The sequence below is a fragment of the Herbidospora sp. NBRC 101105 genome, assembly GCF_030269205.1.
Taxonomy (GTDB): Bacteria; Actinomycetota; Actinomycetes; order Streptosporangiales; family Streptosporangiaceae; genus Herbidospora; species Herbidospora solisilvae.
In genome coordinates this window covers 544,636-562,321 of the sequence record NZ_BSSX01000008.1, presented here as the reverse complement: position 1 = coordinate 562,321, position 17,686 = coordinate 544,636, and the positions used below count along the sequence as shown (strand labels likewise).

16 protein-coding genes are annotated in these 17,686 nt (G+C 71.2%); 9 read left to right on the top strand and 7 right to left on the bottom strand.

The features are described from left to right. Window positions 1-32: 32 nt before the first annotated feature. On the top strand, window positions 33-851 hold the full coding sequence (locus tag QSK34_RS32275; RefSeq protein WP_285589720.1) for an oxidoreductase: 819 nt from the start codon (window positions 33-35) through the stop codon (window positions 849-851). Here QSK34_RS32275 and QSK34_RS32270 read toward each other — a convergent pair. Then, window positions 848-1,411, bottom strand: a complete 564-nt coding sequence (locus QSK34_RS32270; RefSeq protein ID WP_285589718.1) for a TetR/AcrR family transcriptional regulator — start codon at window positions 1,409-1,411, stop codon at window positions 848-850. The two genes, QSK34_RS32275 and QSK34_RS32270, sit on opposite strands and share 4 nt — an antisense overlap. Before the next feature lie 77 nt (window positions 1,412-1,488). Here QSK34_RS32270 and QSK34_RS32265 point away from each other — a divergent pair, with 77 nt between their 5' ends. Further along, complete coding sequence (locus QSK34_RS32265) at window positions 1,489-2,058, top strand: dihydrofolate reductase family protein (RefSeq protein WP_285589716.1); 570 nt, start codon at window positions 1,489-1,491, stop codon at window positions 2,056-2,058. Here QSK34_RS32265 and QSK34_RS32260 read toward each other — a convergent pair. Further along, complete coding sequence (locus QSK34_RS32260) at window positions 2,049-3,437, bottom strand: LCP family protein (RefSeq protein ID WP_285589713.1); 1,389 nt, start codon at window positions 3,435-3,437, stop codon at window positions 2,049-2,051. The two genes, QSK34_RS32265 and QSK34_RS32260, sit on opposite strands and share 10 nt — an antisense overlap. A gap of 151 nt (window positions 3,438-3,588) precedes the next feature. Between QSK34_RS32260 and QSK34_RS32255 the strand changes: the two genes are divergently transcribed. Then, the gene (locus tag QSK34_RS32255; protein ID WP_285589807.1) at window positions 3,589-4,605 is read left to right on the top strand and encodes a glycosyltransferase family 2 protein; all 1,017 of its coding nucleotides are present in this window, start codon (window positions 3,589-3,591) and stop codon (window positions 4,603-4,605) included. Here QSK34_RS32255 and QSK34_RS32250 read toward each other — a convergent pair. Next, window positions 4,585-6,276 (bottom strand): CDP-glycerol glycerophosphotransferase family protein, encoded by a 1,692-nt coding sequence (locus QSK34_RS32250; protein ID WP_285589711.1) that lies wholly within the window; start codon window positions 6,274-6,276, stop codon window positions 4,585-4,587. The genes QSK34_RS32255 and QSK34_RS32250 overlap by 21 nt on opposite strands. A 9-nt stretch (window positions 6,277-6,285) precedes the next feature. Further along, entirely contained in the window at window positions 6,286-7,680 is a 1,395-nt protein-coding gene (locus QSK34_RS32245; RefSeq protein ID WP_285589709.1) for a bifunctional cytidylyltransferase/SDR family oxidoreductase, read from the bottom strand. 105 nt (window positions 7,681-7,785) lie between these two features. Here QSK34_RS32245 and QSK34_RS32240 point away from each other — a divergent pair, with 105 nt between their 5' ends. The 6 genes from QSK34_RS32240 to QSK34_RS32215 all read left to right on the top strand — a co-directional run bounded on the left by QSK34_RS32240 (window position 7,786) and on the right by QSK34_RS32215 (window position 13,489). Continuing rightward, a complete protein-coding gene (locus QSK34_RS32240; protein ID WP_285589707.1) occupies window positions 7,786-9,204 on the top strand; it encodes a CDP-alcohol phosphatidyltransferase family protein in 1,419 nt (472 codons plus the stop codon). Then, the gene (locus QSK34_RS32235; protein ID WP_285589706.1) at window positions 9,204-9,827 is read left to right on the top strand and encodes a DUF5941 domain-containing protein; all 624 of its coding nucleotides are present in this window, start codon (window positions 9,204-9,206) and stop codon (window positions 9,825-9,827) included. The genes QSK34_RS32240 and QSK34_RS32235 overlap by 1 nt, the downstream gene beginning before the upstream one ends. Before the next feature lie 93 nt (window positions 9,828-9,920). Then, entirely contained in the window at window positions 9,921-10,652 is a 732-nt protein-coding gene (locus tag QSK34_RS32230) for a phosphocholine cytidylyltransferase family protein (protein WP_285589804.1), read from the top strand. Window positions 10,653-10,681: 29 nt separating this feature from the next. Continuing rightward, a complete protein-coding gene (locus QSK34_RS32225) occupies window positions 10,682-11,722 on the top strand; it encodes an iron-containing alcohol dehydrogenase family protein (RefSeq protein WP_285589703.1) in 1,041 nt (346 codons plus the stop codon). After that, complete coding sequence (locus tag QSK34_RS32220; RefSeq protein ID WP_030451288.1) at window positions 11,700-12,458, top strand: CDP-alcohol phosphatidyltransferase family protein; 759 nt, start codon at window positions 11,700-11,702, stop codon at window positions 12,456-12,458. The genes QSK34_RS32225 and QSK34_RS32220 overlap by 23 nt, the downstream gene beginning before the upstream one ends. Window positions 12,459-12,607: 149 nt before the next feature. Further along, window positions 12,608-13,489: a glycosyltransferase family 2 protein gene (locus QSK34_RS32215; RefSeq protein ID WP_161481604.1), complete on the top strand. Its 882-nt coding sequence runs from the start codon at window positions 12,608-12,610 to the stop codon at window positions 13,487-13,489. A gap of 7 nt (window positions 13,490-13,496) precedes the next feature. Here the strand turns inward: QSK34_RS32215 and QSK34_RS32210 are convergent, their stop codons facing one another. The 3 genes from QSK34_RS32210 to QSK34_RS32200 are packed head-to-tail and all read right to left on the bottom strand — an operon-like array spanning window position 13,497 to window position 17,405. Continuing rightward, window positions 13,497-14,225 carry an acetoacetate decarboxylase family protein gene (locus tag QSK34_RS32210; protein WP_285589693.1) on the bottom strand — a complete coding sequence of 243 codons (729 nt, stop codon included), beginning with the start codon at window positions 14,223-14,225 and terminating at the stop codon, window positions 13,497-13,499. A gap of 39 nt (window positions 14,226-14,264) precedes the next feature. Continuing rightward, window positions 14,265-15,383 carry a glycosyltransferase family 4 protein gene (locus tag QSK34_RS32205; protein ID WP_285589691.1) on the bottom strand — a complete coding sequence of 373 codons (1,119 nt, stop codon included), beginning with the start codon at window positions 15,381-15,383 and terminating at the stop codon, window positions 14,265-14,267. Between the two features lie 60 nt (window positions 15,384-15,443). Further along, window positions 15,444-17,405, bottom strand: a complete 1,962-nt coding sequence (locus QSK34_RS32200; protein ID WP_285589689.1) for an acyltransferase family protein — start codon at window positions 17,403-17,405, stop codon at window positions 15,444-15,446. Between the last annotated feature and the right edge of the window lie 281 nt (window positions 17,406-17,686).

Here is a 17,686-nt window from a genome sequence, read left to right as displayed (position 1 = left end):
GCCTGGCCCGTCCGGCCGCCATAACGGATGCCATGACGAACCGCATCTGGATGATCACCGGCGCCAATTCGGGCTTCGGGCGGGCCCTGACCGAGGCCGCCGTCGCGGCCGGGGACCTGGTCGTGGCCGCCGCCCGGCGTCCGGGGGAGATCGCCCCCCACCCGAACGTCCACCCCGTCGCCCTGGACGTGACCGACCGGTCGCGGATCGCCGGGGCCGTCGCCGAGGCGCTGCTCTGGCACGGCAGGATCGACGTATTGGTCAACAACGCGGGACGCGGCCTCGTGGGCGCCGCCGAGGAGACCACCGACGCCGAGCTGCGCGACCTCATGGACCTGCACTTCTTCGGCCCCGCCGCGCTCACCCGGGCGGTCCTGCCGCACATGCGGGATCGGGGCACGGGCGCGATCGTGCAGCTGAGCAGCATGGGCGGGCGCATGTCGTTCCCGGGCGTCGGCGGCTACTCGGCGAGCAAGTTCGCCCTGGAGGGCTGGTCGGAGGCGCTGCACGGCGAGGTCGCCCCGTTCGGCATCAAGGTGCTGATCGTGGAGCCGGGGGCCTTCCGCACCTCGTTCGCCGGGCCGTCGGCGCTGCTGCACTCGCCGCGGATCGCCGCCTACGACCCGATCACCGGCCCGCTGCGAACCGGCCTGCCCGCCACCGACGGCGCGCAGCCGGGCGACCCGGCCAAGGCCGCCGCCGCGATCCTGCGGGCGCTCGACGCGGAGCACACGCCGCTGCGGCTGGCGCTCGGCAACGACGCGGCCGACAACGTCCTCGGCGCGTACGCCCGCGCGCAGGCCGAGGCGCTGGCCTGGGAGAAGGTGAGCCGGGGCACCGACTTCGACTAGAGCAGCCCCTCGACCAGCGCCTCGACCACCGCGTCGGTGGAGGTCTCGGGGTCGATCGGGACGGTCAGCCGGTCGAGCAGCAGGCCGTCGACGGCGTAGTGGAACAGCGCGATCTCCGCCTTGCCGCCCGGCAGCCCGGCGGCCTGGTTGTAGGCGACGTCGGCGCGGAAGCCCTCCAGCAGCACGCCCCGCATCAGGTCGGCGACCTCGGGCCGCCGGGCCGCCTCCAGCCGCAGCTCGAACCAGGCCAGCGTGACGTCGGGGTCGGCGCTCAGCCGGCGGACGATGTCGCGCACGTGGCGGGCGAAGGAGGCGCGGTCGGGCGGGTGGGAGGCGAGTTCGGCCAGCACCTCGGGATCGGGCGCGAAGCGTTCGCCGATCCGGGCGACCAGCCCTTCGAGCAGGTCGGCGCGGGAGCGGAAGTAGTTGGAGGCCGTGCCGGTCGGGGCCCCGCACTCCGCGTCGACCGCCCGGTGGGTGAGACCTCGCGAGCCCTCCCGGGCCAGCACCCTGATGCCGGCGTCGGCCAGCTCCGCCCGTCGTCCCGCGTTCCGCGCCATGACGTCGAGAGTAGCGCAACCACGACGGCTGTAGTACATTCTGGCCAATCACTACAACTGCTGTGGTTGGAGAACGGATGCGAGAGCTCACCTATTACGTCGCCGTCTCGCTCGACGGCCGGATCTCCGGTCCCGCCGACGACTTCTCGGCGTTCCCGGTCGAGGGCGACCACATCGAGATGATCAAGCGCGACTACCGCGACACCCTCTCCGACGTCGGGCTGCGCATGCTCGGCCTCACCGCCGACGGGTCACGCTTCGACACGGCCCTGATGGGCTGGAACACCTACGCCGCGGGCTTCGCGCACACCCGCGACCCCTATCCGCACACCCGCCAGTACGTCTTCTCCCGCACCCGGGGCCCCGGCGACGTGCCGGAGAACATCACCCTCACCGGCGAGGACCCGGTGGAGGTCGTGCGGCGGCTGAAGAAGGAGGAGGGCGCCGGCATCTGGCTCTGCGGCGGCGGCCTGCTCGCCGGTGCGCTCGTCGACGAGATCGACCGGATGGTCCTGAAGGTCAACCCGGTCGTGCTCCAGGACGGCCCGCCGCTGTTCGCCGCCCCCTACGCCCCGCACACCTTCCGGCTGGAGCGCAGCACGCCCTACACCTCAGGCGTGGTGGTCAACGAATACGTTCACGCCTGAGGCTTGCAGATGTTCTGCGTGGCGGTCCGGGCCGCCGGGGTCGGCGCCTTCGACGGGGTCGGCGCGGCCGTCGGCACGGTCACCTTCTCGACGTCGTGGTTCTCGGCGCCGATGATGACCTCGATGCCCTCGACGTCGACCTGGCGCATCTCGGCCCCGGGCAGCGCGGCGGCGACCGTGCGGGCGGAGTCCTCACGGCCGGCGGCGTAGCGGACCACCGTGTTCTCGTAGTCGCGGCGGCCGGTGTCGCCCGCCTGCTCGGGCACCAGGAAACCCGCGCCGAGCAGGGCGTCGCGGGTGCGGGCGCCCAGACCCGTGACGAGGGTGCCGTTGAGGACCTTCAGCCGGATGCGGTTGGGCGGCACCGACAGCGGGGCCGACCGGCTCAGCGTCGGGGTCGCGGACGCCGTGGCCGAGGGGGTCGCCGACGGCGACGGCTTGGCCGGCTTGGCGAGGTCTTCGTCGTTGTCGATGCGGCGGAACATCTCGGCGGCGGCCGCCTTGTCCCAGAGCACCGCCGACTCACCTGTCGGGGTCGTGTAGTCGACGTCGGCGATCGGCACGGTCGCGAACGACACGTCGTCGGTCGACACGTCTTTGAGCTGGGTGGCGAGGTCGAGCATGTTGCCGGACAACTCGTCGTCGACCGTGAGGGTGCGCAGCGTCGAGTTGACCAGGGCGCCCAGCTTGGCCGGGTTGGTGAGCGTGCCGCCGCTCAGCGCCTGCTGCAACATGGCCGAGATGACCTGCTGCTGGCGGTCGATGCGGTCGAGGTCGGAGCGGGCGGTGGCGCGCGTGCGGGCGTACGCGAGGGCGTTGACGCCGTCGAGGTTGTGGGTGCCGGCCGTCAGGACGAGCTTGGTCTTGTCGTCGTTGATCGGGACCGGCGTGCAGACCGTGATGCCGCCGAGGGAGTCGACCACGTCGATGAAGCCCAGCACGTTGACCTCGACGTAGTGGTTGATGCGCATGCCGGTGGCCTGCTGCACCGCCCGGACGGCGAGCTTCGCGCCGCCGAACTGGTAGGCGCTGTTGATCTTGTGGGTGCCCTGGCCGGGGATCTCGGTCCACGTGTCACGCGGGAGCGAGACCACTGTCACCTTCTTGTGGTCTTCCGAGACGTGCACGACCATCATCGTGTCGGTGCGCTGCCCGACCTCGCGGCCCAGGTGGAGCTGGTTCTGCTGGCGGCGCGACAGGTCGTCGCGCTTGTCGACGCCCACCAAAAGGATGTTCATCGCGCCGCGGGTGGCCGAACCGGCGGTGCCGGCGTCGACCGAGGTGATGCGGCCGGAGACGTAGTTGGGCAGCGCCCACGCGAGGCCCGAGCCGACCAGCACCAGGCTCGACAGGGTGCCGGTGACGACGATGGAGCGCATGCTCGCCCGGCGGTGCCGGCGGCCTTTGCGGGGAGCTGCTACCCGGACCCCTCCGTAGGCGTCTCCGCCCACGTGAACACCCGAGTCCTCCACGCGCTCCCCCTTCGAGGTTGCCGTCCACGCCCCCTCGTACAGTAGCGTGAGCGCAGCCATGAACCCCTTCCTCGACGCGCCCCCCGCGGTCTCCGTCATCATGCCGGTGCTCAACGAAGAACGGCATCTACGCGAAGCGGTCCAGCAGGTCCTCGACCAGGACTATGCGGGCCCGATCGACGTCGTCCTGGCAGTCGGCCCCTCCCGCGACCGCACGCAGGAGGTCGCCGAGTCGATCGCCGCGGCCGACTCCCGGGTGACCATCGTGCCCAACCCGACGGGCCGCACCCCCCATGCGCTCAACGCCGCCATCAACGCCTCCAAGGGCGAGGTGGTGGCCCGGGTCGACGGGCACGCCATGCTGCCCCGCGACTATGTCCGCACCGCCGTGGAGACGCTCCAGCAGACCGGCGCCGACAACGTCGGCGGCATCATGGCCGCCGAGGGGGTCAGCCCGTTCGAGAAGGCGGTCGCGCGCGCGATGACCTCGAAGATCGGGGTCGGCAACGCCGCGTTCCACGTCGGCGGCGAGGGCGGCCCGGCCGACACCGTCTATCTGGGCGTGTTCCGGCGCACCGCGCTGGAGCGGGTCGGCGGCTACGACGAACACTTCCAGCGCGCGCAGGACTGGGAGATGAACCACCGCATCCGCGAGACCGGCGGCCTGGTGTGGTTCCAGCCGAAGATGCGCGTCTCCTACCGGCCACGCGCCACCGTCAGAGCCCTCGCCAGTCAGTACTTCCACTACGGCCGCTGGCGGCGGGTGGTGGCCCGCACCCACCAGGGCACCATCAACCTCCGCTACCTGGCCCCGCCGATCGCGGTCTCGCTGATCGTGCTCGGCCTGGTCGCCGGCTTCTTCTGGCCGCCCGCGTTCGTCGTCCCGGCGGGTTACGCGCTGGCCATCGTCGCCGGTTCGGTGCTGACCGGCCGCGACCTCGAACCGGCCGCGCTGGTCCGCCTCCCGGTCGTCTACGCCGCCATGCACCTGTCGTGGGGCACCGGCTTCATCACCAGCCCGAAGCGGCTGCGCAAGAAGCACGAGACGGTCGGGCTACAGGACCTGCTTCATTAGCCCCTGCTCGTAGGCGTCCTCGACGGCCGCGGCGAACCGGGCCATCGGTTCGCCGTCGCCGAGCAGGTGAGCGCGCAGGGCGCGGCGGGCGTCGGCGAGTTCGTCCTCGCCCGGCTCCTTCGACAACTGGGCCAGGATCTCGGGCAGCTCCCGCAGGTCCTCCGAGAGCAGGTAGGCCGCGCCGGCCGACGGATAGCGGGTGACGAACTCGGCCCGGTCCCGGGCGGCGACGTTGGTGACGACATAGGGCTTGCCTGACGCCGTGAAGTCGGCGACCACACTCGAGATGTCGCTGATCAGCAGGTCGGCGTCATTGAAGCAGTCGTACAGGCTCGGCTCGGGGCCGAGCACCACCGTGCCCGCGTCGGGGTGTTCACGGCGCAGCCGCGCCATGATCGCGCCGTGCGCGCGGCGGACCGTCATCGAGCGGTGGCCGGTCAGCGGGTGGGGCTTGTAGACGACCCTGACCCCTTCGGCGAGCAGCGCGTCGACCAGATGGGGCCCCATCGCCGCCACCGAACTGTGGAACAGGTCGTCGGTCCAGCCCTCCCACGTGGGCGCGTAGAGAACCGACCGCGTCTGCGGCCCCTTCTCGCTGATCCCGGCCAGCTGCGGCCGCCCCACCTCGACGATCACCTCGTCGCGCACCCCGACGCCGGCCCGCCGGTAGCGGTCGCGGCCGGCCGGCCCGGCCACCCAGACCTGGTCGTAGACCTTCGTGTACGGGTTGAACGACGCCTCCTTGTCACTGTCGCCGTGGCCGACGAACACGCTCACCACGCCCGGCACCCGCAGCATGTGGATGTTGTTGCCGACGTTGGCGGCGAACAGCGCCACCCGCGCGCTGTCGAGCCCGCGGAAGTTCATCATGTCGACCGCCGAGGGGATGCACAGCACCGGCAGCGACGTCGGGGCCAGCGCGGTGAACAGCGGCCGTTCGCGCAGCACCACGATCGACCGCCGGGGCAGCGCCTCCAGGACCGGCAGCCACATCGAGGCCTGGTAGACGGCGTTGGCCGCGCCGGAGAAGTACAGGATGACCTCGGGGTCGTAGGCCCTGACCCGTTCGTCCACGAGATGGATGACACGGCGGCGGTCGGCCACCGGCGCGGCCCCGCGGAGCCGCAGCCCGAGCACGACCGTCACCACCGCCATGGCGGCCAGCGTCACCGCGATCCCCGCGACGGCCGGCCAGGTCTCGCCGGTGAGACCGGCGACCGCCGCCAGCACGACCGGCGGGACGTCGAAGTAGAGCAGCCGGGTGCCGCGCTGCCCGAGCAGCCGGGCGGGCGGCGCCTCCGGCAGCGCGACCTGGAGGTTGCGCGACTCGACCGGCCGCAGGTGGTGCCACCGGTGCAGGCACAACGCCAACCCGGTCTGGGTCGCCCGCATCGCGTGGAAGACGAACAACCCGCCCGCCAGGAGCACGAACGGCAGGCCCAGCCGGGCCAGCAGCAGCACCGCCGCCACCTCGCGGGCCAGGAACCGGACCGTCACCCCGAGGTGCACCCGGCTGAGCCGGTCGGCCGCCGCCTTCGGCAGCACCGGTTCGGCGGCGTACGACACGAGCACGGCGGCGGCGAACAACCACGGCGACGGCGCGAGCGCGGCCGTCACCAGCACTGGGCACGAGGCCAGCAGAACGCCCGTGACCAGGACTTTCTTCCCCATAGAGGGGGGTTACCCAGTCAGCCGCACATCGATCACCTGTCCGGTCAAAGGGGACACCAGCACATCGATGCTGGTCTCGGCCACGGCGTAGGGGGACAGCAGCGACGTCGGCGGTTCGTCGCCGAACGCGCGCTGCCGCATCGGCGTGGCGGTGCGTTCGGGGTTGACGCAGTTGACCCGGATGCCCTGGGGCGCCCACTCGTCGGCCAGCGCCTGGGTGAGGTTCACGACGGCGGCCTTGGCCGAGGAGTAGAGGCTGTAGTCGGCCCGGCCGCGCGTGTAGGAGGAGGAGGTGTAGAGCAGCAGGTGGCCGCGCGTCTCGGCGAGGTATCCGAACGCGGCCCTCGCCACGTTGACGGGGCCCAGATAGTTGACGGCGACCGTCTCCTCGACGGTCGCGGGGTCGGTGTCGGCCAGCTTGCCCATGTGCAGCACGGCGGCGGTGTTGACGACGAAGTCGATGCGGCCGGTGGCGGCGTGCACCGCCCGGAGGGCCTCGGCCACCGCGGCCGGGTCCTGCACCGCGACCCCGCCGGCGGTGCGGGAGAAGACGTGGGTGTCGGCGCCGTGCTTGCGGGCCAGGTCGACGACGTCGGCGCCGATGCCGTAGGAGCCGCCGAAGACGACCATCACCTTGCCGGTGAGGTCGAGGCCGGGCTGCGGGTCGGGCGGGGTGGCCGCGGCGAGCTGGAACAGCTTGTCGGCGATGTAGACGTCGACCGGGTGGGTCACCTTCATGTTGTGCTCGCTGCCGGGCACGATCGCGATCGGCACGTCGGGGCGGTAGCGCAGCATGACGCCGCAGTCGTCGGTGGCGGGCCGCCGGTCGAAGTCGGGGTCGGCCAGCGCGCGCCGGTAGGCGTCGCGGATCACCGACAACCGGAAGCACTGCGGGGTCTGCCCGCGGCGCAGCCCCGACCGGTCGGGGATGTCGCGGATGATCTCGCCCGACGGCCCCGGCACGGCCACCACCACGGTGTCGCTCGACGGGATCGCGACGTCGACCGCCTGGAACTCCTGCAGCTTCTCGACGCACGCGGCGATGATGCGCGGCTCGATCAGGGGCCGCACGGCGTCGTGGAGAAGGACGTCACATTCCTCGTCTCCCAGGGCGGAAAGGGCCAGCCAGGTCGACTCGGTCCGGCTGGTTCCACCGTCGATCACCTTGCTGACCTTCGTGAAACCGTTACGCTCCACGAGCGCCCGCACCTCGTCGCCGAACCCCGGGGTCATCAGCACGACGACCTCGTCGACGTCGGGGTGGCCGTCGAAGACGGCGAGGGTGTGCTCCAGGATGGTCCGGCCCGCGATCTTGAGGAGCTGCTTCGGCGTGTTGAGCCCCACCCGCTGCCCGACGCCTCCGGCCAGGACGACGCCGACCGTGCGCAACCGTGATTCGATCATCTTGATCCTCCCCGCCCGCACCATACCCGCCACGGTGATTGCCCATTAGTGATCACTCGGTTACTTTTCGGGTTAGCGCGGGCGTCGACGGAAGTGGGGTCTGACATGCAGGTTCAGTCCGTCACGCAGACCGTGGCGGTCGTGCTCGCCAACACTCCCGCGGCCCGGCTGGCCTGCGACGGGGGCACCGTGCTCGGACGGCTCACCGAACAGCTCACCTCAATCCCGGTCGCGGTCAGAGTGGTCGGCCACGCGGGCGGCCACCTCGCCGACGACCTCAGGGAGATCGCCGTCGTGGCCCGGGCCGGCTCCGCGCCGCTGGCCATCATCTCAGGTGACGTGGTCGCCCACACCGAGGCCATCGCCGCACTCCTGGAACACCCGGCCCGGGGCACCGGCGCGCTGGTCGCCGCGGGCGAGCCCGGCCCCGGCGGCAGCCCGGTCAGGGTCGAGAACGACCGCGTCGCGGCGGCCGGGAACTCCTTCCACCAGCTCGTCGGCCCCAACGCCACCTTCCGCGGCGTGCTCCAGGTGGGCGCCTCCGACCTGCCGCGCCTGGCCGCGGTCGCGGCCGAGCTGAGCGACCTGGCCGCCGACGAACTGCTCGGCGACGCGCGCGACGACGAGGCCGCCGACCTGCTGCTGGCCGGGCTGGTGCGCTCGGGCGTGCCGGTCGCGGCGGTCCCGCTCGGCGTCCTGCACGCCGAACGGGTGACCGGGCAGGAGGCCGCCGACGCGGCGTTCGGCCGTCTCGGCGCGGTCGACGAGGAACGCGCCCGGCTCGACGCCGCCGTCAAACAGGACGACGGCTTCTTCGCCACCTACGCCGTCAGCACCTGGTCGCGCCACGTCGTGAAGGCCGCGGCCTGGTTGCGGCTGACGCCCAACGGCGTGACCGGCATCTCGGTCGGCCTGGCGGTGATGGCCGCCGTCTGGTTCTCCACCGGGACCCGGGCCGCCCAGCTCGCCGGGGCGGTCGCGCTCTACCTGTCGTTCGTGCTCGACTGCGTCGACGGGCAGCTGGCCCGCTACACGCGCCGGTTCAGCCCGATCGGCGCCTGGCTCGACGCGACGTTCGACCGCGTCAAGGAGTACGTGGTCTACGTCGGGCTGGCCATCGGCTACGCCGGGGGCATCGTCGGCGGACCCACCGGGCCGCAGAACATCTGGGCGCTCGCGGTGGCCGCGATGCTGCTCCAGGCGGTCCGGCACATGATCGATTTCTCGTACGCCGGAGCCGTCGCCGACGCCGCGAGGGTGGGCTCGGCGTGGGGCAACTCGCGGCGCTCGCTGGCCGTGGCGGCCGACGGGGCCCGGCTGGTGCAACTGGCGGGCAAGCTGGAGAAGGGCACCGCCACCCGGTGGGCCAAGAAGATCGTGGTGCTGCCGATCGGCGAGCGCATGGCGCTCATCGCGGTCACGGCCGCGTTCTTCAACGCCTACGTCACGTTCGTCGCCCTGCTGGTCTGGGGCACAATCGCCGCCCTCTACACACTCACCGGACGGATCGCGAGGTCGCTCTGATGACGACGACTCACCTGTCTCCGGTGCCCGCCGGTCACGTGGTCGCCTACCGCGACGACGGCCCGCTGTCGGCCGCGATGGGCACGATGGTCTCCGGCCAGATCCCGCCGCTGCCACCGGCCCTGGCGGGCATGTTCGTGACCGGGGTGCTGCTCACCCTCGGCGTCGCGGGCGCCGACGGCCTGGCCGTGTTCGCCCCGGCGGTCGCGCTGCTGCTGGCCGGGCCGGGCTCCTCCCACCGCCACGACGGCCGGCTCGACTGGCTGGTGCCGCCGATCCTGCGCGTCACCGAGTATGGCTTCGTGGCGTCGGTCGGGTTCGCCCACGGGGTGCCCCCGGTGATCATCTTTCTGCTTCTCGGCGCTATCCTTTTCCACCATTACGACCTCGTCTACCGAGTGCGTCAGCACGTCTACCCGCCCGCCTGGCTCGCGGCGGCCGGGTTCGGCTGGGAGGGCCGCATGCTCGTGGTCGCCGCGGGCGCGTGGTTCGACGGGGTGGCGGCGGTGTTCGTGCTCCTCGCGCTCTACCTGTGGGGCATGTTCGGCTGGGAGAGCGTGACCTGCTGGCTGGCGGCCCCGCGTTCCGGTACGGAGGCCGCCAATCTCGGCATCAACGATTAATCTGAACAACAGCCCTCATTCGGATTACACGATCAGGTCCGGTTGGCAACTAACCTGTGGGGTTACACGCAGTTCGACCCCAAGGAGCGCACGTTGCTGGGAATGGTGCTGGCCGCCGGAGCCGGCCGCCGTCTAAGGCCCTACACCGACACTCTGCCCAAGGCGCTGGTGCCGGTCGACGGGGAGACGACGATCCTGGACATCGCCCTGGGCAACCTCGCCGCGGTTGACCTCCGCGAGGTCGTGGTGATCGTGGGATATCAGGCGCAGGCCGTCGTCGACCGCAAGGCGGCGCTCGAAGACCGCCACGGCGTCAACCTCACCCTGGTCTTCAACGACAAGGCCGAAGAGTGGAACAACGCCTACTCCCTCTGGTGCGCCCGCGACTACTTCTCCCACGGTGTGCTGCTGGTCAACGGCGACACCGTCCACCCCGTCTCGGTCGAGCACACCCTGCTGAACGCTCCCGAGACCAGTGACGTGCTGCTCGCGGTCGACGACGTGAAGACGCTGGGCGACGAGGAGATGAAGGTCACCCTCGGCGGCGAACAGCTCAAGCGCATCACCAAGCTGATGGACCCCTCCGAGGCCTACGGCGAGTACATCGGCGCCACCCTCATCCGGCCGGGCGCCGCCGAGCGCCTGGCCGACGCGCTGCGCACCACCTTCGAGCGCGACCCCCAGCTCTACTACGAAGACGGTTACCAGGAGATGGTCGAGCGCGGCGAGACCATCCACGTCGCGCCGATCGGCGACGTGCAGTGGGTGGAGGTCGACAACCACGACGACCTCGCCAAGGCCCGCCTCATCGCCGCGACCTACTGAGAGGGGGGCACATGCCGATTCTGGCGAGGATGCTCCCCGCACCCATCACCATGGAGGTGCGCCGGGGCGCGATCGCGCAGCTCGGGTCGCTGCTGGCCGACAGCCGGGTGGCGACCTCCGGGCGGGTGGCGGTGGCCGTGGGCGCGGGCCTGGGCGACCGCATCACCGAGGTCATCGCGCCCTCGCTGGGTGACGCCGAGGTCTTCCGGGTGCCCGACGGCTCGGTCGACGCGGCCGTCTCGCTCGGCGCCGACCTGCGCAAGGGCGCCTACGAGGCGCTGGTGGGCATCGGCGGCGGCAAGACCATCGACGCCACCAAGTACGCCGCCTCGCTGGCCGGCATCCCCATGGTCGCGGTGGCGACCAACCTGGCCCACGACGGCATCTGCTCACCGACCGCTTCGCTCACCCACGAGAGCGGCAAGGGCTCGTTCGGCGTGCCGATGCCGGTGGCGATCATGGTCGACCTCGACTTCGTCCACGACGCCCCCCAGGCGCTGGTGCGCTCGGGCGTCGGCGACGTGATCAGCAACCTGTCGGCGATCGAGGACTGGCAGCTCGGCAACGCCGAGCGGGGCGAGCCCATCGACGGGCTGGCCTGTTCCATGGCCCGCACGGCCGCCGAGGCCGTCATGGGGCGCGCCGACTCCGTCGAGTCCGACGCGTTCCTGACCGTCTTGGCGGAGGCTTTGATCCTTTCCGGAATGTCGATGGTCATAGCCGGGTCAAGCCGTCCTGCGAGTGGCGGCGATCATGAGATCCTGCATGCCGTGGATCAGCTTTTCCCCGGCACCTCCAACCACGGCGAGCTGGCCGGCATCGGCGCCGCGTTCTGTTTCCACCTGCGCGACGACGCGGCCCGGCTGGGTCAGATCGTCGACTGCCTGCGCCGCCACGACCTGCCGGTCACCCACCTCGACGTGGGCCTGACGACCGAGCAGTTCGCCGAGGCGATCGCGCTCGCGCCGTCGACCCGTCCGGGTCGTTACACCATCCTTGAGCATCTCCGCCTGACCGAGGGCGAGATCCGTGATCGAGTTGAGGGTTATGTCCACGCCGTCGGTCGCTGAGGTCCGCGCCAAGGCGCAGCCCGAGATGACCCTGGAGCGCCGCAACGGGGAACACTGGGCGGGCCTGCTCTACATGCGCAAGCTGTCGATCTACGTCACCTGGGCGCTGGCCCGCACCCCCATCACGCCCAACCAGGTCACCGGCCTGATGATCGTGACCGGGGTGGCGGCGGGCGCGGTGCTGGTGCTGCCGGGCCTGGCCGCGGCCGTGCTGGCGGCCCTGCTGGTGCAGGTCTACCTGCTGCTCGACTGCTCCGACGGCGAGCTGGCCCGGTGGACCGGGCGCACCTCGCTGACAGGGGTCTACCTCGACCGGGTGGGCCACTACTTCGCCGAGGCGGCGATCCTCATCGGGCTGGGCTTCCGGGCCTCCGAGACGTGGCCCGACTGGTACACCGTGCTCGGCTTCGCCGCCGCGCTCGGCGCGATCCTGATCAAGTCGGAGACCGACCTGGTCGACGTCGCGCGGGCCCGCTCGGGGCTGGTCGCGGCGACCGAGGTGTCGGCGACCCAGTTCCAGTCGCGCAAGCTGGCGATGGCCCGGCGGGCGGCGGCGGCGCTACGCTTCCACCGGGTGATCCAAGCGGTCGAGTTGTCACTTATCGTGGTGGTCGCGGCTGTTCTCGACTTCTGGTTCCCGGCGACGAGGATTCTCGTCGTGGCGTGCGCGATCATCGCCGGAGTGCAACTTATTCTGCACCTGGTGAGCATTCTCGCCTCACGGCGGCTCGCTTGAGTTTTGCGGCGATCTCTCTTGCCCGGACACTTCGTGTTTGGTGGGTGTTCGCCGCTGGTTCCGATACGCTTAGTCCGGATTTGCCCGCCCAAATAGACTCGGTGATCATGAAATCGTGTGTCTCCCACCTCGTGCCGGGGCGATGACGCATGAAGATTTCCTGTGTCATCCTCACGATGGGTAATCGCATTCCGGAGCTCGACCGCGCGGTCGAATCCGCGTTGACGCAGGTCGACGGTGATATCGAAGTGGTCATTGTGGGCAACGGGGTCGAGGTTCCGCCGCTCTCGGTGGAACCGCTGCCCGGGTCCTCGGCCACCGTCAAGACCGTCCGCCTCGCCCACAACGTCGGCATCCCCGAAGGGCGCAACCGGGGCGTGCAGGAATGCTCGGGCGACGTCGTGCTCTTCCTCGACGACGACGGCTGGTACGCCAACGACAAGGTCGCCGCGCACATCCGCGAACGGTTCGCCGCCGAACCCGACCTGGCCGTGATCTCCTTCCGGGTGATGGACCCCGACGCCGGGGTGGTGCAGCGCCGCCACGTGCCCCGCCTGCGGGCCGGCGACCCCGAGCGCAGCTCGCCCGTGACGACCTTCCTCGGCGGCGCCTGCGCCATCAGGCGGTCGGCGTTCCTCCAGGTCGGCGGCCTGCCGGAGAAGTTCTTCTACGCCCACGAAGAGACCGACCTGGCCTGGCGGCTGCTCGGCGAGGGCTACCGGATCGAGTACGACGCCCAGACCGTCATGTTCCACCCGCTCGTGCTGCCCACCCGCCACGCCGACTTCTACCGGCTCAACGCGCGCAACCGCGTTTGGCTGGCCCGGCGCAACCTGCCGTGGCCGCTGGTGCTGCTCTACCTGGGCAACTGGATGTTGCTGACGCTCATCCGCGACCGTTCGCCGTTCGCGCTGCGGGCCTGGTTCCGCGGCTTCGCCGAAGGCTGGCGCGAGCCGGCGGGCGAACGCCGCCCGATGGCGTGGCGGACGGCCTGGCACATGCTCAAGCTCGGCCGCCCGCCCATCGTCTAACGGCCGGCTAGAACGCCTCGCCGAAGCTCATCGACACGTGCGCCGCCGTCATGGTGGCCAGCGCCCGCTTCGGCAGCCCGAGCTCGCTGAGCTCCTTGGCGATCGGATGGTTGCCCAGCCGGATCAGCGCGCCACCCGGCCGGGCCCTGACCCCGGACGCCCGCACGCTCCAGCCGGTCCGCCGGGTCCCGCCGTCGCGGTGCGCGAACGCCTCCAGCGCCGGCAACCCGGCGTTCGGCAGCGGCACCCCCGGCCGGATCAGCAGGTCGAGCACCAGCCGCCCGTCCTTGCGCAGCACACAACGCTTGTAGGGGCTCGTCTGGCGGACGTCGATGTCGGCCAGTTCCTTCGGGAAGCCCCAGATCTCCCGGCCCGCCTCCAGCGTGAACGTCTGGTCGACCGGCAACCAGTGCACGAACGCCGCCGACCCGCTCTCCCGGATGTCGAGCACCCCCGCCCGCGCCGACCGGCGGGGCGGCGGCCCGGCCTCGGGTGGACGGACCCAGAAGACGACCCCGAACTCGTGATAGGCCCCCAGGTCGGAGTCCTTGTACTCGGCGAAGACGAGCGTGCACAGCGCCTTCCCCGGGAGGATCTCGGTCACGTCGAGCCCCGAGTAGGCGATCACCGCACGGGCCGCGTCGGCCCGCACGAGATAGGTCGCCGCGCCCGCCGCCGCGTCCCTGACCTCCACCGGAAGGTCCACCCGGCGGCCCTGGATGAGATGGCTAGCCATAACCCCAGTACATCAACGCGAGGCCCGGCCCGTACAGTCTCAGACCGCCACGGCGCGGTGCCCGCCCGGAACGGGCACCCGGCCGCGGGCCGCGGCCCAGTTCTCCAGGAGGGACACGAACTCCGGCGCCCGGTCGGGCCAGTGGTAGGCGGCGCGTGCCTCGGCGTGGCCGTCGGCGGAGGCCTTCGCGCGGCGCGCGGGGTCGTCGCGCAGTTCCAGCACCGCCCGGTAGGCGGCGTCCACGTCGCCGAACGGGACGACCGTGCCGCAGCCCTTCATCGCCTCCACGGCCTTGGGCAGCGGCGTGGTGATGACGGGCACGCCCTGGGCCATGTACTCGATCACTTTGGTCGGCGTCGACTCGCGGTAGTTCGGCACGTCGTGCAGCAGCGACAGACCGGCCAGCGCGCCCTGGGCCATGCGCAGGGCGTGCCGGTTGGGGACGTAGCCGAACCAGTCGAGCAGGCCGGTGCGCTGGGCGTCGCGCAGCATCGGCCGCACGTCGGCGTCGGCGGGGCCGATCAGGTCGAGCCTGATGCCATGGGGCCGCAGCAGCTTCGCCAGCTCGACCATCTCGGCGGCGCCGCGTGCCGCGGAGATGTGGCCGACGTACACCACCCGCGACTCGCCTGGCGGAGGCGGCGCGGTCTCGGCGACGTAGGTGTGGTTGGGCACCACCGGGTGGTCGGCGGCGAACCGGGACCGGTAGGACTCCTCGGCCAGGATCAGGTGCAGGCGGCGCTCCGCGCGCGCCTCCAGGTTGCGCAGCAGCGGCGGGAGCGTGCTGCGCGCGAAGTCCGGCAGGTACGGCTTCGCCTCCAGCGCGGCCACCGTGTCCTCGTGCACGTCCCACACCGTCACCGGACGCCGCCTCGGCAGCGCCAGGAGCAGCTCGATGTCGTGCACCAGCAGAAGATCGGCGTCGGCGCAGCCCCGCTTCAGGGCGCTCCGCGCCGCGCGCAGCGCCTTGGCCCGGTGCAGCCCGACGGCCCGGGGCACGTCGATGGCCCGGATCTCGGGCTGCGGCGTCACGTTGCAGTGCGTGAACGGCGCCACGTAGGTGACCTGGTGACCCGCGTCCAGCAGCGCCCGGATCTGCCGGTGCATGATCCGGGCGTCCTCCGGATGGTGGACGACCGTGCCGACACATACCTTCATGCAGCGAGGCTGACCGGCAGGTCCGACATGCCCGGATGCGGAGCGTTAACCGCAGCCGAACTACGGCTGAACTTCCGCCTGCGGTTTCCGGTAGAGCCAGGTCAGGCGTGGTTCGAGCAGCCACTTGAAGATGGACCGGGTGATCGGCAGGCAGAGGATTATCGCCAGTACGAAGGAGCTCGCGATGATCGCCAGGGTGCCCAGCGGCCCTTCGAGCCACTCCAGCTTCAGTAACCCGAAGTCCTTGAGGATCAGGATCGGGATGCCGTGGAGGAGGTAGGCGTACAGGGTACGGACGCCGAGGTCGCTGAACCAGGTCTCCCGCTTGGGGATGATCGCCAGCACGGAGAAGCACAACGCCAGCACGCCGACCAAGAACGCCAGGCGGAAACCGATGGCGTACCACCAGTCGTTCATGTTGAGGTCGGCGTAGCTGTACCGGTTGTAGAAGATCTTCAGCCCGAGCTGCGGCGCGAGCACGATCGCGGCGGCCGTCCAGGCTGCCAGGACGAACGCGCCGATCATGCGCACCCACGACTTGTGCAGCCACTCGAAGTGCTCCGGCTTGAGGACCATGCCGAGCACGAAGAAGGGCAGCAGGCCGAAGAACCGGTCCATGCTGAAGTCCTGTTCGAGCTGCGAGAAGCCCGAGAGCAGGTAGACCACGACCGCGACCGTGAACGGCCAGCGCACCCGCTTCCACACCGGGACCGTCACCCGCCAGAGCAGCAACGCGACCAGATACCAGTTGAGCCAGGCCGGGTCGGTGATGGTCAGCGACCACTTGCCGCCCAGGCCCCAGCGCAGCAGGGCGTAGCCGACCTCCACGATCACATAGGGGATGAGGATCGTGTCGACGAGCTTGTTGACCTTGCCCCGGGAGTCCCAGAAGTTCCGCGACAGGTAGCCGCTGATCATGACGAACAGCGGCATGTGGAACGCGAAGGCCCAGATGTACCCGGCCTTGTTCGCCGCGTCGGCGCCCACCGTGTCACGGAGCGCGTGGCTGGAGATGACGAGCGCGATCAGCACGAACTTGACGTTGTCGAGGTGGTGCGACCGCGGCTTCTTGGCCGGGCTGGGCTCCTCTTCCTCCCGGTACGCCGGCGGCGCCGTCGTCGGCGGGTTCGCGGCCCACGCCGGGAGCGGCATGGACGGGGACTCGGGGAAGCCGCCCGTCGTGCTTCCGGCGTGGCCGCCCGTCTGGGAGCCGACGGCGGCGAAGGTGTCGGTCTGGAAGTTCTCGAAGCCGGGCGGCTGCGTGGGCAGCGGCGCCGACGGCGGGTCGTAGGGCGAACGCCGCCGCTGCCAGGGGCTCCAGTCGGCGGGCGGGTCGGGGTAGTCGACCTGCCCCACGCCGGGCGGCGCCTGCTGGGCGTGCGGGATGCGCTGACCCTGGTGCGGGTCGGGCGTGTGGGGGATGCGGGTGGCCGTCTGCGGGTGGTGCGGCTGCGCGGGTTTGGCGCCGCCGCCGCCGAAGTAGTCGAACCCCTCGGCGGGCGCGTCTTCCTTCTGGGGCCGCCGGTCCCGGGGCTTGCGCTGCGGCAGCGGGTCGGCGGAGGTCTGGGTCGGCGCGGCCAGCGGCCCCCCACCGGGCGCGCCGGCACCCGGGAAGGAACCGGGCGCTCCAGGGGCGCTCGAGCCGGGGAAGGCGCCGGGCATGCTGAACGCGCCCGTGCCCGAGGGGGAACCCGGCTGGCCGGGGAAGCGCCCGGGGCTTCCGGAGCCGGGGGTTACGGTCGCGCCCGGGCCGTCAAAAGGGCCGGGGAAGGGGGCGTCCGGGCCGGGCTTCTGGGGCGCGAAGGAGTCGGCCAGGTGGCCGCCCGAGGCGTAGGGGTTCTGCGGGACCTGCTGCGGCCCGGTCGAGTGCACCCCATGGGCGTGGGGGCCGCTGCCGAGGTCGACCACTCGCTGGGGGCTGGTCATCGACGGGTCGTGCGTGTCGACCGGCTGGCCGGGGGCCAAGGGGTCGCCCTGGATGGCGGGGAGGTCGAGGTGGGTGTCGTCGGTGATCCGGCCCATCACCCCCGTTGGTGCGTCTTCAGCGTCCGGATTCGGAACCGGGGGGCGGTTTCGGATGTCGCTCACGTGTCACTCACGGAAGAACGCTCAGCTATCTGTCAGAGGGCGGAACCAGACGAGGCCTGACAAACGCCCCCAGGGTGGCAGACGGGAGACCGGGGCGCCCAGGCCGGACACCCCACCTTAACGTTCTTGTCGCCGGGATGTCGCAGGAGGGCGGAATCTCCGGGAAATCCCAAAATCAGCCCTCCTGCGACCGAAAAACCTCTCGAAAACCGGGG

Coding starts and splice junctions, on each gene's coding strand:
- QSK34_RS32235 (WP_285589706.1), top strand. CDS start 9,204: ATGACGACGACTCACCTGTCTCCGGTGCCCGCCGGTCACGTGGTCGCC.
- QSK34_RS32205 (WP_285589691.1), bottom strand. CDS start 15,383: ATGAAGGTATGTGTCGGCACGGTCGTCCACCATCCGGAGGACGCCCGG.
- QSK34_RS32200 (WP_285589689.1), bottom strand. CDS start 17,405: ATGGGCCGGATCACCGACGACACCCACCTCGACCTCCCCGCCATCCAG.
- QSK34_RS32245 (WP_285589709.1), bottom strand. CDS start 7,680: ATGATCGAATCACGGTTGCGCACGGTCGGCGTCGTCCTGGCCGGAGGC.
- QSK34_RS32225 (WP_285589703.1), top strand. CDS start 10,682: ATGCTCCCCGCACCCATCACCATGGAGGTGCGCCGGGGCGCGATCGCG.
- QSK34_RS32210 (WP_285589693.1), bottom strand. CDS start 14,225: ATGGCTAGCCATCTCATCCAGGGCCGCCGGGTGGACCTTCCGGTGGAG.
- QSK34_RS32240 (WP_285589707.1), top strand. CDS start 7,786: ATGCAGGTTCAGTCCGTCACGCAGACCGTGGCGGTCGTGCTCGCCAAC.
- QSK34_RS32220 (WP_030451288.1), top strand. CDS start 11,700: ATGTCCACGCCGTCGGTCGCTGAGGTCCGCGCCAAGGCGCAGCCCGAG.
- QSK34_RS32275 (WP_285589720.1), top strand. CDS start 33: ATGACGAACCGCATCTGGATGATCACCGGCGCCAATTCGGGCTTCGGG.
- QSK34_RS32255 (WP_285589807.1), top strand. CDS start 3,589: ATGAACCCCTTCCTCGACGCGCCCCCCGCGGTCTCCGTCATCATGCCG.
- QSK34_RS32215 (WP_161481604.1), top strand. CDS start 12,608: ATGAAGATTTCCTGTGTCATCCTCACGATGGGTAATCGCATTCCGGAG.
- QSK34_RS32260 (WP_285589713.1), bottom strand. CDS start 3,437: ATGCGCTCCATCGTCGTCACCGGCACCCTGTCGAGCCTGGTGCTGGTC.
- QSK34_RS32250 (WP_285589711.1), bottom strand. CDS start 6,276: ATGGGGAAGAAAGTCCTGGTCACGGGCGTTCTGCTGGCCTCGTGCCCA.
- QSK34_RS32270 (WP_285589718.1), bottom strand. CDS start 1,411: ATGGCGCGGAACGCGGGACGACGGGCGGAGCTGGCCGACGCCGGCATC.
- QSK34_RS32265 (WP_285589716.1), top strand. CDS start 1,489: ATGCGAGAGCTCACCTATTACGTCGCCGTCTCGCTCGACGGCCGGATC.